The sequence below is a fragment of the Amycolatopsis sp. lyj-84 genome (assembly GCF_046549075.1).
GTDB lineage: Bacteria > Actinomycetota > Actinomycetes > Mycobacteriales > Pseudonocardiaceae > Amycolatopsis.
Genome location: NZ_JAJPWO010000022.1, coordinates 54,108 through 69,961, shown reverse-complemented (window position 1 = coordinate 69,961; position 15,854 = coordinate 54,108). Strand labels below are relative to the sequence as shown.

The window sequence follows — 15,854 nt, the reverse complement described above, 5'->3', positions numbered from 1 at the left end:
CTACACGAAGACCAATACGACCGCAAAGTGTCGGCAATTCCGGACGGAGCGTAATCAATTCAGCACCACTAACGCGCAGAGTGCCGGGTCACTAACACAAATGGGTGTCCGCCACTAGGCTCAATGGTTCACTGACAGAAGTGGACAACCCCCGGCCGGGTAGCGAGATCGCCACTCACGACCATGGCGTGACCACGTGATCCGCCGCGGCCTCGGTCCCGTCGACGGCGAACCAGCCGCGTTCGAACAGCTGCCAGCGCCGCAGCTCCGCCCGCGATGCCTCGCCGTCCCGGCCCGCGCCGCGGTCGAGGAGCTCGGTTTCGCTCCCGCCGTCCAGCCAGACCAGCAGGGACAACGACGGCCGGATCCGCGCCCTGCCACTGGAAACGCCTTCCAGCACCAGGACGTCGGGGACGTCGAGCTCGACTTCTTCACCCGGCAGAGGGACGCCGCTGGACCAGTCCATCCGCCGGTAGCCGCCCGGCTCGCCCGCGCGCAATGGCTCCAGGACACCGGTTTCCAGTCGCGGCCACCACGAAACGGGCTCTTCCCAGGTGGCGAATTCGTCGGTACTGACCAGGGCGGCACGGATTCCGCGGCCGCCGAGGTCCGCGACGATCTTTCCGGCCAGTGTGGACTTCCCGGCTCCGGAAGGCCCGTCGATGGCGAGCACGCGAACGGCGCCCAGCCGGGGCGGGGCCGCCAGGATCGCGTCGATCAGCGTGCGCGTGCGGGGCTCACTTCGGGGAGCCCTTTGACGTTGTCGGGCGTCGCCGTCCTGGCTTCGAGCGCGGCGACGCGTTCTTCCAGGTCACGCTGGGCGTCGGCGAGTTCACAGCGGAGCAGCGCGATCTCCTCGACAGAGGTCCGGACCTCTTCTTCGAGATGCCCGACCTCGGTCGACAGGTGCAGCGCGACCAGCGCCAGCACCACACCGGCCAAGAGGAATACGAAGTTCGACGGCGTTTGGACGCCGGTTATGCGGGCCATGAAGTCGGCGGCCTGCGGAACGAGGGCGAGCACCACCACGCCGATGGCGAGGACGAGCCAAACACCCGCGTACTTTTCCCGCAGTTTCCGCCGTCGCATCATCTCGAGGACGACGAACAGCACAAGACAGGCGACAACGATGCTGAGAATGCGCCAGCCAGCCATAATCAGCTCCTTTTACGCCGAATCCGACGAGTCGACGGCGGGGCGGCGGCGCACCAGCGCCAGCAGCAGGGCGAGTCCGGCTCGGCCGAGGTAGACGGCCGATTTCACCGGGGAATGGCTCGGCGTCCCGCCGATCCGTTCCCGCATGATCACCGGGATTTCCTTGATCTTCAGTTCGGCACGGATCGCCATCACCAGCGACTCGACCGTGTCGCCGAGATATTCGGCCGGGTAGTACCCCGCGAACAGTTTGATCGCCTTCGGGCCCATCGCTTTGAACCCGGAGGTCACGTCGGTGAGCCTGGTCTTCCCGAGCCGGGAGAAAACGAGCGAGAGGACGACCATCGCGTATTTCCGCGGGCCGCTCGCCTTGTACGAACCCTTGCCCGCGAACCGCGAACCGATCGCGATGTCCGCGTCGTCGAGCGCGTCGAGCAGGGCGGCGACCTCGTCGGGGTCGTGCTGGCCGTCGGCGTCCACCTGGACGACGACGTCGTAGCCGCGGGCGGCCGCGTACCGGAAGCCGGTGCGCATCGCCCCGCCGACGCCGAGGTTGACCGACAGGCGGGCCACCTCCGCGCCCGCCGCACGGGCGAGCCTGGCCGTGTCGTCGGACGAACCGTCGTCCACCACCAGCACGTCCATGCCCGGCAAGGACTGCTTGACCTGGGAAATGACCGCGCCGACAGTGGCCTGCTCGTTCAAGGCAGGCATCACGATGAGTACGCGACGCGTGGTCACGGACGTACTGGACACTGGATCACTCTATCTTCTTACTGGCCGTGAGCGGTGTCGGACCCGGTGGTGGCGCCGGCGGCGACCACACCTTGCTGACCTTCGATTTCGTAAACCGACGCGTCGGGGTTGTGGAAGACGCGCTTGAAACCCGGAGTGATGTCGAGGCGCTGGAGGCCCACCGCGGACTGCGCGTTGGGGGCCACCTTGCCCTTGCCGACGAGCACGTAGCGCACCTTGAGATCGGTGAGCGCGGCGCGCACGCGCGGATCGCGGTTGATGTCGTTCAGGAACACGCTGAGCCAGCCCGCCTTGGTGGTGAACTCGGCGCCGTAGTTGGTCCACTCGACCGGCTGGGCCCCGGAAAGGGCGTACATCCACACCGAGCCGTCGGCCTTGTCGTTCATGACGCGCTCGCCCGGTACGACGTGCTTCCCGAGCCAGGCGTAGGCCTCTTCCTCGCCCTTGCTGACCGAGGGGCCGTCCGCGCCGTAGTTCAGCGCGAGCCGCGCGGAGTTGCGGCCGATGTAGCCGCCGCGGCTCAGCACCGTGACGACCAGCCCGATCACCAGCGCGCCCGCGATGGCCGCGGTGACCGGGTTCAGGTTCGGCTTCCGCTCGCGGATCTTGTCGGCGAACTTGCCCGACGCGGTGTGCACGAACTCGCCGAACGCGACGGCGCCCGCCAGCGGCACGAGCGCGCCGAGCCGCCAGTGGTCGTTGTAGAACGGCCCGGTCAGGGTGTGGATGAGCGGGGTCTCCAGCGAGATCGTCGCGGCGAACAGGCCGCCGAGGACGACGTACGCGCCGACCATCCAGAGCATCCGCCGGTGCCGGACCAGGAAGAACACCCCGATGATCGCCGGGATGCCGATCCACCACTGCGGGAAGGCCGCCATCGGCGAGAACGTGATGGTCTGCCCGAGCGCGCCGGACACGCTGGTTTCCGACGCCCAGTACGCGCTGGTCACGCCGCCCGCGTTGTAGAGCGCGGGCAGGACCTGCGGCACGCCGAGGATGGCCGCCATCGCGATCGTCGCCACCAGCGAGGCGGCGCTGCGGCGCCAGCCGATCTTCTCGAGGCGGAACAGCACCGCGAGCAGGATCAGCAGGAAATAGACCATGATCACGAAGATCAGGCTGGTGTGCAGGCCTGCCAGCCCGGCGACGCCGACGCCGATCGCGACCGGCCCGGCGATGCCGTGCGGCTTGAGCAGCAGACGGGCGAGCGCGAGCATCGCGGGCACGAGCGCCACGCCCGCGACGTACGGCCACAGCGGGCCGCGCCACAGCGAGTCGTACGGGAACGCGGTGAACCAGGTGGACACGGCCGCGGCGGCGGCGGTCGCGAGGACCGGCATGCGCCAGGCGCGGCACATCGCCGCGACACCGAGTGGAACGGTCAGGACGACCATGAGCGCCGCCAGGTTCAGCGTCGGCATCATCGTCAGGCCGCCCTTGCCGAAGACCAGGGCGAGCAGCGCGTGATAGGTGTCCGGGTAGAAGTAGTCGGTCTGGTTCGGCAGGTTCGCGATGGTGCCGACCGTCGACGCGCGCGCGTCACCGTGCTCGGCGATCCAGCGCACGAGGTTGCCGTGGAACGGGGCGTCCCAGCCCTGCTGGACGTTCTCCAGGGTGTGCGAACCGCGCAGGAAGGTCACCGTGCCGACGCCGAGCCCGACCAGGACACCGGCGCCGATCAGCAGGTGGTCACCCAAAGAACGGCTCGGCGCGTCCTCGTCGTCTTCGTCCCAGTCGGGGTGACGTTTCGCGGTGAAGCGGAGCACGAGGAACGAGAGGCCGAAACCGACGACCGACAGCAGCAGGACCCACAGGCCGACGTTCAGCATGTTCCAGCGGATGCCGAAACCGCCGAGGATCGGGATGCCGATGGCGACGAGGCCGAAGGTCAGCAGCGGGGCCGCGGCGGCGAGGGTCCAGCCGCGCAGCCTGATCGCGGCGCCGAAGACGAGCCCCGGCAGCCAGAACGCCAGCAACACCAAAAGAACGTTCATCGAATTCGCTGTCCAACCCTATTCGGCGTTAAGAAACGCCACCCCGTTCGCGGCGCGCGATGGCGCGGCCACACTATCGAGACGTTTCGGACGGCTGTGCGTTGCCCGTCCCGGGGGTGCCTCTCACCACGAACGCCATGACCACCAGGAGCCCGACCGTCGGACCCGCGGCGAGACCCACGACGGCACGCACGACGGTGTCGCCGGGGAAGAACAGCAGGACCAGCGCGGTCGCGACGACGACGGCGGCCCAGGTGATCAGTACTTTCTTGGCCTTCGCCTGCGCGACCAGGACGGCGGCGAGCAGCTGCATCGTGGCCAGCAGCACCGACGACCAGACCAGCCCGGCCATCCACCAGGCCTCGGGATCGTTCTTGGCGCCGTAGACCAGGCGGACCACCCACGGGCCGATCAGCCAGCCGATCAGCGCGCCGAGGGCCGCGAGCGCGAGCGCGGCCATCGAGCCGAGCGCGAGCAGCCTGCGCAGCCGGTGCTTGCCCTCCTCGGTGCTGGACAGGCGCACCACGGTCGGGACGGCGAGCGCCTGGACCGGCGCCATCAGCGTGAGCGGCGTCCTGGCCACGAACAGGGCGAGGAAGAGCACGCCGAGCTTGTCCTTGTCACCGCCGGGCGCGAGCAGGCTGACCAGCGCCGGGTAGCCGGTGATGACGCTCGCGGTGAGCCCGGCGCCCGCGAGCAGCATGAGCATGTTCGTGACGATCGGCTTCGCGGGCTCGTCGGCGTCGAGTTTGGGGTCGACCAGGCGGGCCGCGCCGCGGGCGAAGAGCAGCCAAGCGAACGAGCCGGTCGCGGCGGCGATGGCGAACCAGTACAGCTGGGTGAGCCCGGCGACCACCAGCGCGCCGACCACGAGGATCCGCACGGCCGCTTCGACGAGGATCAGCCAGGAGTAGGACCGGACGTGGTCCTGGCCGATGAGCAGGCCGCGCGCGGCGAACTGGAAGGCGAACGAAAGGCCGCCCGCCAGCACGATCACGGCGAGCGCGAACTGGCCGCCGTAGACCTTGTCCGTGATCGGCGGGAGCAGGGTGACCAGGCCGACGACCACCACGGCGATCGCGCTGGTGACGAAGGCGAGGACCGCCGGCCGTCCGGCCTTGCGGCCTTCGAGCGCGGCGTGCGCGGACTGGCGCGAGATCTCCTGCTCCAGCGGGGACAGGGCGGCGCCCAGCCCCATCAACATTCCCCAGAAGGAGAGCAGGACAGCGTTGTCGGCCTTGGACAGCGTCCGGCCCCAGACGACGGTCAAGACATAGCCGAGCGCGATCGCGATCAGCAGGTAGACGCCGATCCGCCCGGCGGACTTGCCGGTGTCCTTCGCCAGTTTCTCGCCAGTCACCGCGGTGCTCATTTACGCAGCCGGGCCCGCAGCGCCAGGAAGAGGCCGCGCAGCGCGCCCGCCCCGAATCCGGCGGCGAACACGGGCGTGAGCTGGGCGACCGCCTTGGCCTCGGCCTTGGTCGCGCCGAACTTCGTCACCGCGAAACCGGCGGCTGTCGATCCGACGGCGGCCAGCGTGACGGCGGTCTTCGGGCGCTTCGCGGCGATACCGAGCCCGAGCACGCCGACGGCCATCGCGGCGAACAGGCCGTTGCGCGCGGGCCCGGGCGACGCGAGATACGAATCGACGAACGTGGTGCCGCGGAAATACGACTGCCCGACGAACTTCTTGAACGAATCGCGGCCGTGGTAGGTCGCGGAGAACTCCGGGGCGAGGAAGATACGGTGGCGTTCGGCGATCCAGCGCAGAACACCCGTGTCGTCACTGGCGAAACGGACGTCTTCGAAGAGCGACTCGAACGCGTTGGACGAATCCTCGAGAACGTCCTTCGGCGCTGAAAAGAATCCGGTGCCTTTCGGGAAGACGTCGAACTCTTCGATACCGAACGACATCAACCGCGGGTTCGCGCAATAACGGCGCCACGGGATCTTGACCAGCCCGGCCATGAATCCCGCATACGGATTGTGTTCGGACGCGACGTTGATGTGACCGTTCCACACCGTGCGCTCGGGGTGGTCGACGAGCTGGTCCCGAAGGAAGACGAGCGAGGAGGAATCCACGATCACGCGGCTGTCGAGCAGCAGGATCTGCGTCCCGGACGCCTTCGCGATGCCCGCCCGGCGCGCCTCGAACCGGCCGCTGTTCGGCTGGGTGAGGACGGTGATGCCGTACAGCTCCTGCAGCCGGGCCAGCTTGTCGCCGGTGCCGTCGGTGCTACCGTCGTCGACCACGACGACCTCGACCGGCCAGTTCGCCGCCTGTGCCGACGCGATCAGCGCGCCCACACTGCGGTCGATCCAGTCCTGCTCGTTGTAGACCGGGATCACGACGGACAGGGCCGGGAGGAGCGAATTCGCACTCACCCCGGCGAGGCTACCTTGCGCGGCCCACCAGTATCCTTCGGGCACCGCAGACCCCGACAGAATGGCTCTTCCGGTGATTTCCTTCATTCTCGGCACCACGGCGGAACTGATCAAAATCGCGCCGGTCTACCACGGCATCCTCGAACGCGGGGTCCGGCCGAAGATCTGGTTCACCGCTCAGCACGTCGACGAGGTCTCGGACGTTCTCGCCGACCTGAACCTCCCGGAGCCCGACGTCTGGCTGGTCCCGAAGGAGAAGGCGCACAACCTGGAGTCGCCCGCGCAGGTGCCGGGCTGGGCCGCGCAGGTGCTGCGCACCGCGTGGAGCCGCCGCGCCGAGCTGAAGGCCGCGCTGGTCGAGGACGGCCGTCCCCCGCTCGTGCTGGTGCACGGCGACACCTTCACCACGCCGTACGGCTCGCTCATCGGGAAGCGGATCCTCAAGTCGCGGGTCGGGCACGTCGAGGCGGGCGCGCGGTCGGGCAGCATCATGTCGCCGCTGCCGGAGGAGCTGAACCGGAAGATCGCCGCGAAGATCGTCGACATGCACTTCGCGCCGAGCGCGCGTGAGGTGAACAACCTCCGCAACGCCCGCGGCGTCGTCGTCGACACCGAGGCGAACACCGCGATCGACGCGATGCGGCTGGCCATCAACGGGCCGCTCGACCTCGAAGGGCTGCCGGAGAAGTTCGGCCTCGCCACCCTGCACCGCTTCGAGCTGGTCTCGCGCGCGGACAAGTACCGCGAGGCGCTGGAGATCCTGCGCGAGCAGAGCAAGCAGATGCCGATCCTCTACATGGCGGGCGCGCCCGAGCGCGAAAAGATCCGCGCGCTGGGCCTGGCGAACCTCTTCGACGAGAAGAACTTCATCATCCAGCCGAAGATGCGGTACCTGAAGTTCCTGCCGCTGGTCGCGCGCGCCGAGTACGTCGTCACCGACTCGGGCGGCCTTTCGGCCGAGTGCTACTACCTCGGCCTGCCGTGCGCCGTGCACCGCGAGCGCACCGAGACGCCGCAGCACCTCGGCGAGACCGTCGTGCTGACCGAGATGCGCGGGGACAAGCTGCAGAACTTCCTCGACACCTACCAGAACCGCCGCGGTGAGTCCTGGGTCGAGAAGTTCCACCCGTCGGAGATCATCGTCGACACGCTGGCGCGCCTCGGCTACTGCTGACGCCTTCGCTTTTCGCGCTCCGCGCGCGCTATGAAAGGCCCGTTACTTGCAAAATTTGCGAGTAACGGGCCTTTCATAGCATCCGGAACCTAGAGCGCCCGCCGCCCCGAAAGCGCGCGGCCCAGCGTCAGCTCGTCCGCGAACTCCAGGTCACCGCCCATCGGCAGGCCCGAAGCGAGCCGGGTCACCGACAGGCCGGGGAAGTCGCGGAGCATCCGCACGAGGTACGTCGCGGTCGCCTCGCCTTCGGTGTTCGGGTCGGTCGCGATGATGATCTCGCTGATCTCCGCGCCACCGATCCGCGCGAGCAGCTCACGCATGCGCAGCTGCTCCGGCCCGATGCCGGACAACGGGTCCAGTGCGCCGCCGAGTACGTGGTAGCGGCCCTTGAACTCGCGCGTCCGTTCGACGGCGAGCACGTCCTTCGGCTCCTCGACCACGCAGATGACCGTGAGGTCGCGGCGGGTGTCGCGGCAGATCCGGCAGGTCTCCTGTTCCGAGACGTTGCCGCAGATCTCGCAGAACTGCACGCCTTCCTTGACCTTGCCGAGCACTTCCTGCAACCGCGCGATGTCCGCGGGATCGGCCGCCAGCAGGTGGAAGGCGATCCGCTGCGCGCTTTTGGGACCGACGCCGGGCAGTCGCCCGAGCTCGTCGATCAGATCCTGGACGACACCCTCGTACAAGCTAGCCGCCGAGCCCGGGGAAGCCGCCGAGGTCCGGCATCCCGCCGCCGAGGCCGCCGGCGAGCGGGCCGAGCTTCTGTTCCGTGAGCTTCTGCGCGTTGGCCGAGGCGTCCCGCACGGCCGCGACGACCAGGTCGGACAGGGTCTCGACGTCGTCGGGGTCGACCACCTTGGGATCGATGGCCAACGACTTGAGCTGGCTGTCGCCGGACACGGTCGCGGTGACGAGGCCGCCACCGGAGGTGCCGGTCACCTCCGTGTTGGCCAGCTCTTCCTGGGCCTCGACCAGCTTCTGCTGCATCTGCTGGGCCTGCTGCATGATCTGCGACAGGTCGAAGCCGCCACCGGGTTGCACCATGATCCGATCGGTCCTCTCCTGGAAAATCCTGTGCCGCCTACCAGCCTAGCCGTCACTCGTGTGGCACCGTTGGCGCCGTGCGACGACGGATGGGTCTTGTGGTGGCGATCGGATTGGCGCTGTTCACGGCGTGCGGCGTGGAGACCCCCGCGGCACCGCCGCCGACTCCGGCCGCCCCGGGGACGACGACCGTCCTCACCACCCTCCCGCAGCCGAGTTCCGCGCCGAGCGTGCCGCCTTCGAGCGCGCCCCAGCCGCCTCCCGCCACGTCGCAGCCGAAGACGGGCAAGGTCGTCGTGCTGGATCCCGGTCACAACGGCGGCAACTCCGGCAGGCCCGGTGAGATCAACAAGCAGGTCCCGGCCGGGCGCGGCAAGACGAAACCGTGCAACACCACCGGAACGTCGACGAATTCCGGCTATTCCGAGCACGCGTTCACCTGGGACGTCTCGCAGCGGATCTCGGAAGCCTTGAGCGCCAAGGGGATCCGGGTCATCCTCACCCGGCAGAACGACACCGGCGTCGGGCCGTGCGTCAACGAGCGTGCCGCGATCGGGAACGACTCCGGGGCGGACGCGGTCGTGTCGATCCACGCCGACGGCTCGAATTCCGCGGGCGCGCACGGCTTCCACGTCGCGTATTCGGCCCCGCCCCTGAACGCCCAGCAGGGCGAGCCCTCGACGAGACTCGCGACGGCGTTGCGAGACGGCATCCGCGCCGGCGGCTTCCCGACGTCGACCTACCTGGGCACGAACGGCCTCGCGCCGCGCGCCGACCTCGGTGGGCTCAACCTCTCGACCCGGCCCGTCGCGCTCGTCGAATGCGGGAACATGCGCAACGCCGCCGAGGCCGCGACGATGTCGAGCGAAGAAGGCCGCCAGCAGTATGCCGCCGTCATCGCGAAGGCCATCGCGGACTACCTCGCGGGCTGACCCCTCGCGTTTAGTCCTCTGGTTGCGGTCCTTGCACGCGCAACTACCGCATGCAGAGGACTAGTTGCGCTCTTCGAGCGGGCGCGCGTTGAGGTGGTCGGTGAGCAGCTTCCTGGCGATCTCTTCCGGGTCCTTGTCGGGCGGGAGCGGAGGAGGAGGCGGCGCGGGGCTCGCGTCCTCGGAGTAGAGCTCTTCGTCGTCCTCGACCGGCTCGGGCGGGAGCGGGATGTCCGGCTCGGTTGTCGCCACCTTCGGCCGCTGGGGCTCCGGCTTCGGCGGCGGAGGCGCCGGAGCGGCACCGGGCGCCTCGGCGGACCGGCGGGTGAAGGACCGCTCGGGCCCGGACGGCGGCGCCGCCGCAGCGGCCTTGGGAGCCGAGGCCTGCCGGGCCTGTGCGGCGCCGTGGACGCACCGCACCTGCCAGTCGCCGCCGAAGACCTCCTTGAACGCGGCCGCGATGCGCTCCGCGTTGTGCGGCTCGGAAAGCCGCCGCGCCAGGGGTTCGGCGTTGTGCGTGAGCGTGACGGCGTTGCCCTCGACGTTCGCCACACTGGCCTGCGTCAGCATCGACGCCGTCACGGTGCCGCCGGGGGCCTTGCGGATCGCGGTCAGCACGTTCGGCCAGCGGCCGCGGATCCCTTCCGTGTCCGTCCCGCCCGCCGACGGCGACGACACTGCCGCCGCCGCAGGCGCGGGCGCGGCAGGAGGCGGAGTGGGCGCGGAAGGTCGCTGCGGGGCAGGGCGTTCGGCGGCCGGCTCGGGACGCGCGACGGGCTGAGGCGCCGGTGCGGGTTGCCGGGCGGGCTCGGGCTGCTGGGCGGGAGCGGCGGACCGTTGCGACGGCCGCTGGAACTCGCGCACGGGCTCACCCGCGGGAGCCGCGGGAGCCGGTGCCGGAGCGGATTGCGCGACCGGCGCGGACTGAGCGACCGGCGCGGCAGGCGCGGCTTGGACGGCACCTGCGACGGGGGCCGGTGCCGAAGCGGCGCGGCGCTCGAGTCGTTCGAGGCGGGCGAGCAGCGCGTCGGTGCCCTCGGCGACCGACGGCAGCAACATCCGCGCCGTCAGCAGTTCCAGCACCAGCCGCGGCGAGGTCGCGCCCCGCATCTCCAGGAGTCCACTGTGGACGATGTCGGCGTAGCGCGAGAGCGTGGCGGGCTCCAGTTTGCCCGCCTGCTCCTTCATTTTCTTGAGCTCGTCGTCCGGCGCGGAGACCAGTCCGCGCTCACCCGCGTCCGGCACCGAACGCAGCATCACCAGGTCGCGCAGGCGGTCGAGCAGGTCGGTGGCGAACCGGCGCGGGTCGTGCCCGGCCTCGGCGAGGCTCTCGACGGTGCCGAACACCGCGGACGCGTCGTCCGCGGCCAGCGCGTCGACCATGCCGTCGATGAGCGCGACGTCGGTGACGCCGAGCAGGGACACCGCACGCGGGTAGTCGACGCCATCCGGCCCGGCGCCCGCGAGCAACTGGTCCAGCACCGACTGCGTGTCCCGCGCGGAACCACCGCCCGCGCGGATGACCAGTGGGTACACCGCGGGCTCGACCTGCGCGCCCTCGGCGGCGACGTTGCGTTCGAGCAGTTCCCGCATCGACTTGGGCGGGATCAGGCGGAAGGGGTAGTGGTGCGTCCGCGACCGGATGGTGGGCAGCACCTTGTCCGGTTCGGTGGTCGCGAAGATGAAGATCAGGTGCTCCGGCGGCTCTTCCACGATCTTCAGCAGGGCGTTGAAGCCCTGCGTGGTGACCATGTGCGCCTCGTCGATGATGAAGACGCGGTAGCGCGAGTCCGCCGGGGCGTAGAAGGCCCTGTCCCGCAGCTCACGGGCGTCGTCGACACCACCGTGACTGGCCGCGTCGAGCTCGGTGACGTCGACGCTGCCGGGGCCTTCGGGCGCGAGGTTGCGGCACGAGTTGCACTCGCCGCACGGATCCGGCGTCGGGCCCTTGGCGCAGTTCAGCGAACGCGCCATGATGCGCGCGCTCGACGTTTTTCCGCAGCCGCGTGGGCCGGAGAAGAGGTAGGCGTGGTTGATCCGGCCTGCCGCCAGCGCGATGCGCAGCGGATCGGTCACATGCTCCTGCCCGACGACCTCGGCGAAGGTAGCCGGACGGTACTTTCGGTATAGAGCTAGAGCCACGCGGCGAGACTACCGGGAGGGGCCGACAGGGTGAGACCAGCACCGACCCCAGGCACGTATCCGGTCCGCTTCGGCACCGCCGAACTGATCCGTGACGCCGACCGCGCCAACGCCTGGACGATCTCGGTCGACGGTGTCGCCCAGTCGCACGTCGACCTCGACGACCCCACGGATCTGGAGTTCGACTACATCCGCCGGATCGCCGACGTCGTCGACTGCCTCGGCGAAGGCCCGCTCGACGCACTGCACGTCGGCGGGGCGGCCTGCACGCTCCCCCGGTACGTCGCCGCCGCACGGCCACGCTCACGGCAACTGGTCTTCGACGCCGACGGCGAACTCGTCGCGCTCGTCCGCGAGCAGTTGGGCTTGAAGGGGCTGAAGGTGCGTGTCGGCGACGGCCGCGAAGGCGTCTCCGGCCGGTACGACGCTTCGGCCGACCTGGTCATCGTGGACGCCTTCGAACGCGGGGTACTCGCCGGCGGGCTCGCGACCGTGGAGTTCACGAACGAGGTCGCGCGGGTCCTCCGGCCGGCGGGAACCTACGTCGCCAACGTCTCCGACGGCCCGAACCTGCCGTTCCTTCGCCGGTTCCTGGCGACACTGGCGACGTCGTTCCCGCACCTGGTCCTGCTCGCGGAACCCGGCGTCCTCCGGGGCCGCCGCTTCGGCAACATCGTGGTCGCCGCGTCCCGCACGGAACTCCCCGTGCCGGACCTGACCCGCCGGGCCGCCTCGTCCGCCTACCCGGCCCGCTGCGTGGCAGGAAACGACCTCCGCGACCTGCAAGGCAAAGCGCGCCCCATCACCGACGCGGAGTCCCTACCGTCGCCGATCCCGCCAAAAGACGTCTTCGGAATCTTCTGAGCCCCGCTGCTCACCGCACACTGATCACCGCACCTTGGTCACCTGAGCGACCAACCGTGGGGGGTCCGGGGGGCGAAGCCCCGCCGGGCGGGTTTGGGGTTGCACCCCAAAAATCAAGGGGACCCCGCGCACCCGTCAGAGCTTGCTTATCCTTGCTGCCTTCCGGCCCTGGGGAGGTTCACAAGATGGACGCCGCGCGGGGTCCGAGGACCAGTGTAGTCACTCCCGTCCCGGTATGGAGGACAGTGGGGGGTATGAGTACTCCGACCTGGGCCGATGTCCTCCAAGCAACCGAAGCCGTCCACCCGTTCGTGCGACGCACGCCGGTGTTGCGCGCCGAGGTCGACGGGCGCCCCCTGGTCCTCAAACTGGAACATCTGCAGCGGAGCGGGTCGTTCAAACTGCGGGGCGCGGTGAACGCGCTGGTGAGCGGGCCGTCGCCGGAGCGGGTGCTGACGGCGTCCGGCGGTAACCACGGGCTGGGCGTGGCGATGGCGGCTTCGCTGCTGAATCTGCCCGCGACGGTGTTTGTGCCGGAGTCGGCTCCGCAGGCGAAGACGGCCCGGATCGAGGCGGCGGGCGCGAAGCTCATCCGTCATGGAGCGACGTACGCCGAGGCGGCCGCGAAGGCGCTCGAAGCCGCCTCCGAGCCTGGTACGCGGTACCTGCACGCGTACGACGATCCCGCCGTTATCGCCGGTCAGGGCACTGTGGCGGCCGAAGTGATCCAGGACGCGCCGGACGTCGACGCGTTCCTGGTCGCGGTCGGCGGTGGGGGTCTGGTCGCCGGGACGTCGCTGGCCGGGTTGCCGACGTTCGCCGTCGAGCCGGAGCGGTGCCGCGCGCTCGGCGCGGCACTGGAGGCGGGCGGGCCGGTGGACGTGGAGATCGACTCGGTGGCGGCGTCCGCGCTGGGCGCGACCAGGATCGGAAGCGTGCCCTTCGGCGTGCTCCGCGACAGGGTGACGTCGGTGCTGGTCAGCGACGCGGAACTGCTGGCCGCGCGCGACCGGCTCTGGGAGGAGTTCCGCCTCGCCGTCGAACCGGCCGCCGCGGTGCCGTTCGCCGCGTGGCTGGCCGGGCGGACCGAGGGCGAGCTGCCCTGCGTCATCCTGTGCGGCGCCAACAGCGAATGGACTCCCTGAATCAGGCGGCCCGCAACCGGACCTGGAACTCCGTCCGCCCCGGGCGGCTGGTGACCCGGACCTGCCCGCCGTGCGCGCCGACGACGGCCGCGACGATGGCCAGGCCGAGTCCGGTGCTGCCCGCCGCCCGCGACCGCGAATCGTCGCCGCGGGCGAACCGTTCGAAGACGTCCGGGAGGATCTCCGGCGGGATCCCCGGCCCTCCGTCGACAATGGACAGTGTCGCCAGGGAATCCACTATGGACAGAGAGGTGGCGACCTCGGTGCTGGCCGGGGTGTGGGTGCGGGCGTTGCCCAGCAGGTTGATCACCACCTGGTGCAGCTGATCCGCGTCGCCGAGGACGGTGATCGGTTCGGGCGGGACCTCCAGCAGCCACCTGTGCTCCGGCCCGGCGACGTGCGCGTCGGCGACGGCGTCCGCGACCAGCCGGGAGAGATCGACAGGTTCGTGCACCACCGGACGGCCGGAGTCGAGCCGCGCGAGCAGCAGCAGATCCTCGACCAGCCCGGTCATCCGCGTCGATTCCGATTCCACCCGTCCCATCGCGAAGGCGATGTCGGGCGGCACCTCGGAGCCGGACCGCCGGGTGAGTTCCGCGTAGCCGCGGATGGCCGCGAGCGGGGTCCGCAGTTCGTGGCTGGCGTCCGCGACGAACCGGCGCACCCGGCTCTCGCTGGCCTGACGGGCGGACAGCGCGTGGGAAATGTGGCCGAGCATGCGATTGAGCGCGAAGCCGACCTTGCCGACCTCGGTCCGCGGGTCGGTGTCCACTTCGGACACTCGTTCGGACAGTGCGACCTCGCCGCGGTCCAGCGGGAGTTCGGCGACCCTGGTCGCGGTGGCGGCCAGCCGGTCGAGAGGTTTCATGGTGCGGCGCACGGTCACCGCGCCGAGCGCGCCCGCCAGCACGATGCCGCCGACGGCGACCCCGCCGAAGATGAAACCCAGGTTCCACAACGTGTCCGTGACGTCCTTGGTGGGCAGTCCGGTGATCGAGATGCCGCCGTTGGAAAGCGGCTTCGCCACCACGCGGTACTCACCGAGCGGCCCGAGGTTCACATCGCTGGGCTCGCTGCCCGGCGCCGACCGCAGCAAGGTGTCGATCTGGGTCCGGGTGATCTCGTCGTGCGGGAACGGGTCGAGGATCTTCGCGTCGTAACTGGACCGCAGCACCGCGGCGAGCACACGACCGTCCGGGAACACGCTCACGAACAACGAACCGGTGCTCTGGCCGTAGGCCCGCAAACCCTCGGGAACCCTTTCCCCGCCGGGGCGGCCCGAAGGCGGCGGGCGGCCGGCACGCTGGCTGGTCTCGTCGAGCCGGGCGTCGAGCTGGTCGATCAGGATGTCCCGCAACGCCAGTTCGGTCACCACGCCCACCACCAGGCAGACGAGCGCGAGCAGCCCCGCGACCTGCGCGATCAGCCGCCGCCGCAGGGACCACGGCCGCCTAGCCCGCGGGCTTGAGGACATATCCGGCGCCGCGCATCGTGTGGATCATCGGTTCCCTGTCGGCGTCGATCTTCTTGCGGAGGTAGGAGATGTACAGCTCGACGATGTTGGCCTGGCCGCCGAAGTCGTAGCTCCACACGCGGTCGAGGATCTGTGCCTTCGACAGCACGCGCTTCGGGTTGCGCATGAGATAGCGCAGCAGTTCGAACTCGGTCGCGGTCAGCGGCACCGGATCGCCGCCGCGGTGCACCTCGCGGCTGTCCTCGTCCAGGGTCAGGTCGCCGACGACCAGCGTCGAACCGCTCGGCCCGGCGACCCCGCCCGCGCGCCGGAGCAGCGCGCGCAGCCGCAGGGCGACTTCCTCCAGGCTGAACGGTTTGGTGACGTAGTCGTCGCCGCCCGCGGTGAGACCGGCGATCCGGTCCTCCACCGCGTCCTTCGCGGTCAGGAACAGCACCGGCAGGTTCGGCACCTCGGAACGCAGGCGGCGCAGGACGTCCAGCCCGCTCATGTCCGGCAGCATGACGTCCAGCACCACCGCGTCCGGCCGGAATTCCCTGGCGACGCGGACCGCCTCGGTGCCGTCGGCGGCGGTGCGGATGTCCCAGCCCTCCATCCGCAGGGCCATCGACACGAGTTCGGACAAGGTCGCCTCGTCGTCGACGACCAGCACCCGCACGGGGCTGCCGTCGGCGCGGCGCAGGCCCGCCTTCGCGGAACCGGACGAAGGGACGTTCACACTGGTCATGCTGCCATCCTGGGCGGCGCCGGTGAGCCTTCCCTGTGTCCCGCCTGTGCGTTTCCTGTGAACGA

At 70.0% G+C, this 15,854-nt stretch carries 15 protein-coding genes and 1 other RNA gene; 4 read left to right on the top strand and 12 right to left on the bottom strand.

Annotated elements, in window-relative coordinates; genetic code table 11:
- Positions 1 to 175: 175 nt before the first annotated feature.
- From ACLJRM_RS41405 to ACLJRM_RS41380, 6 genes are all read right to left on the bottom strand, one after another.
- Positions 176 to 673 (bottom strand): uridine kinase, encoded by a 498-nt coding sequence (locus ACLJRM_RS41405; RefSeq protein WP_174720477.1) that lies wholly within the window; start codon positions 671 to 673, stop codon positions 176 to 178.
- Positions 674 to 717: 44 nt separating this feature from the next.
- Positions 718 to 1,155 (bottom strand): DUF2304 domain-containing protein, encoded by a 438-nt coding sequence (locus ACLJRM_RS41400; protein ID WP_101611191.1) that lies wholly within the window; start codon positions 1,153 to 1,155, stop codon positions 718 to 720.
- A gap of 12 nt (positions 1,156 to 1,167) precedes the next feature.
- Positions 1,168 to 1,869, bottom strand: coding sequence for a glycosyltransferase family 2 protein (locus ACLJRM_RS41395; protein WP_101613585.1), 702 nt, complete (start codon positions 1,867 to 1,869; stop codon positions 1,168 to 1,170).
- A 59-nt stretch (positions 1,870 to 1,928) separates the two neighbouring features.
- Positions 1,929 to 3,905, bottom strand: coding sequence for a DUF6541 family protein (locus tag ACLJRM_RS41390; protein WP_101611192.1), 1,977 nt, complete (start codon positions 3,903 to 3,905; stop codon positions 1,929 to 1,931).
- A 73-nt stretch (positions 3,906 to 3,978) separates the two neighbouring features.
- Positions 3,979 to 5,277, bottom strand: coding sequence for a hypothetical protein (locus tag ACLJRM_RS41385; RefSeq protein WP_410666153.1), 1,299 nt, complete (start codon positions 5,275 to 5,277; stop codon positions 3,979 to 3,981).
- The gene (locus ACLJRM_RS41380) at positions 5,274 to 6,290 is read right to left on the bottom strand and encodes a glycosyltransferase family 2 protein (RefSeq protein ID WP_101611194.1); all 1,017 of its coding nucleotides are present in this window, start codon (positions 6,288 to 6,290) and stop codon (positions 5,274 to 5,276) included. Before ACLJRM_RS41380 ends, ACLJRM_RS41385 begins: the two co-directional genes overlap by 4 nt.
- A gap of 61 nt (positions 6,291 to 6,351) precedes the next feature.
- Between ACLJRM_RS41380 and ACLJRM_RS41375 the strand changes: the two genes are divergently transcribed.
- Positions 6,352 to 7,464, top strand: a complete 1,113-nt coding sequence (locus tag ACLJRM_RS41375; RefSeq protein ID WP_101611195.1) for a UDP-N-acetylglucosamine 2-epimerase — start codon at positions 6,352 to 6,354, stop codon at positions 7,462 to 7,464.
- Positions 7,465 to 7,553: 89 nt separating this feature from the next.
- On the opposite strand, the gene recR is transcribed toward ACLJRM_RS41375, so the two are convergent.
- Positions 7,554 to 8,150, bottom strand: coding sequence for a recombination mediator RecR (recR, locus tag ACLJRM_RS41370; RefSeq protein WP_101611196.1), 597 nt, complete (start codon positions 8,148 to 8,150; stop codon positions 7,554 to 7,556).
- A gap of 1 nt (position 8,151) precedes the next feature.
- On the bottom strand, positions 8,152 to 8,508 hold the full coding sequence (locus tag ACLJRM_RS41365; protein ID WP_005166259.1) for a YbaB/EbfC family nucleoid-associated protein: 357 nt from the start codon (positions 8,506 to 8,508) through the stop codon (positions 8,152 to 8,154).
- Between the two features lie 89 nt (positions 8,509 to 8,597).
- On the opposite strand from ACLJRM_RS41365, the gene ACLJRM_RS41360 reads away from it, so the two are divergent.
- Positions 8,598 to 9,440: an N-acetylmuramoyl-L-alanine amidase gene (locus ACLJRM_RS41360; RefSeq protein WP_101611197.1), complete on the top strand. Its 843-nt coding sequence runs from the start codon at positions 8,598 to 8,600 to the stop codon at positions 9,438 to 9,440.
- 60 nt (positions 9,441 to 9,500) lie between these two features.
- On the opposite strand, the gene ACLJRM_RS41355 is transcribed toward ACLJRM_RS41360, so the two are convergent.
- Positions 9,501 to 11,579: a DNA polymerase III subunit gamma and tau gene (locus tag ACLJRM_RS41355; protein WP_410666152.1), complete on the bottom strand. Its 2,079-nt coding sequence runs from the start codon at positions 11,577 to 11,579 to the stop codon at positions 9,501 to 9,503.
- Between the two features lie 30 nt (positions 11,580 to 11,609).
- On the opposite strand from ACLJRM_RS41355, the gene ACLJRM_RS41350 reads away from it, so the two are divergent.
- Entirely contained in the window at positions 11,610 to 12,443 is an 834-nt protein-coding gene (locus ACLJRM_RS41350; RefSeq protein WP_410666151.1) for a spermidine synthase, read from the top strand.
- A gap of 113 nt (positions 12,444 to 12,556) precedes the next feature.
- Here ACLJRM_RS41350 and ffs read toward each other — a convergent pair.
- An RNA gene (ffs, locus tag ACLJRM_RS41345) (signal recognition particle sRNA small type) lies at positions 12,557 to 12,651 on the bottom strand.
- 46 nt (positions 12,652 to 12,697) lie between these two features.
- Between ffs and ACLJRM_RS41340 the strand changes: the two genes are divergently transcribed.
- On the top strand, positions 12,698 to 13,588 hold the full coding sequence (locus ACLJRM_RS41340) for a serine/threonine dehydratase (protein ID WP_410666150.1): 891 nt from the start codon (positions 12,698 to 12,700) through the stop codon (positions 13,586 to 13,588).
- 1 nt (position 13,589) lies between these two features.
- On the opposite strand, the gene ACLJRM_RS41335 is transcribed toward ACLJRM_RS41340, so the two are convergent.
- Complete coding sequence (locus ACLJRM_RS41335) at positions 13,590 to 15,062, bottom strand: sensor histidine kinase (protein WP_410666149.1); 1,473 nt, start codon at positions 15,060 to 15,062, stop codon at positions 13,590 to 13,592.
- On the bottom strand, positions 15,040 to 15,789 hold the full coding sequence (locus ACLJRM_RS41330; protein WP_101611202.1) for a response regulator transcription factor: 750 nt from the start codon (positions 15,787 to 15,789) through the stop codon (positions 15,040 to 15,042). Before ACLJRM_RS41330 ends, ACLJRM_RS41335 begins: the two co-directional genes overlap by 23 nt.
- Positions 15,790 to 15,854: the final 65 nt, after the last annotated feature.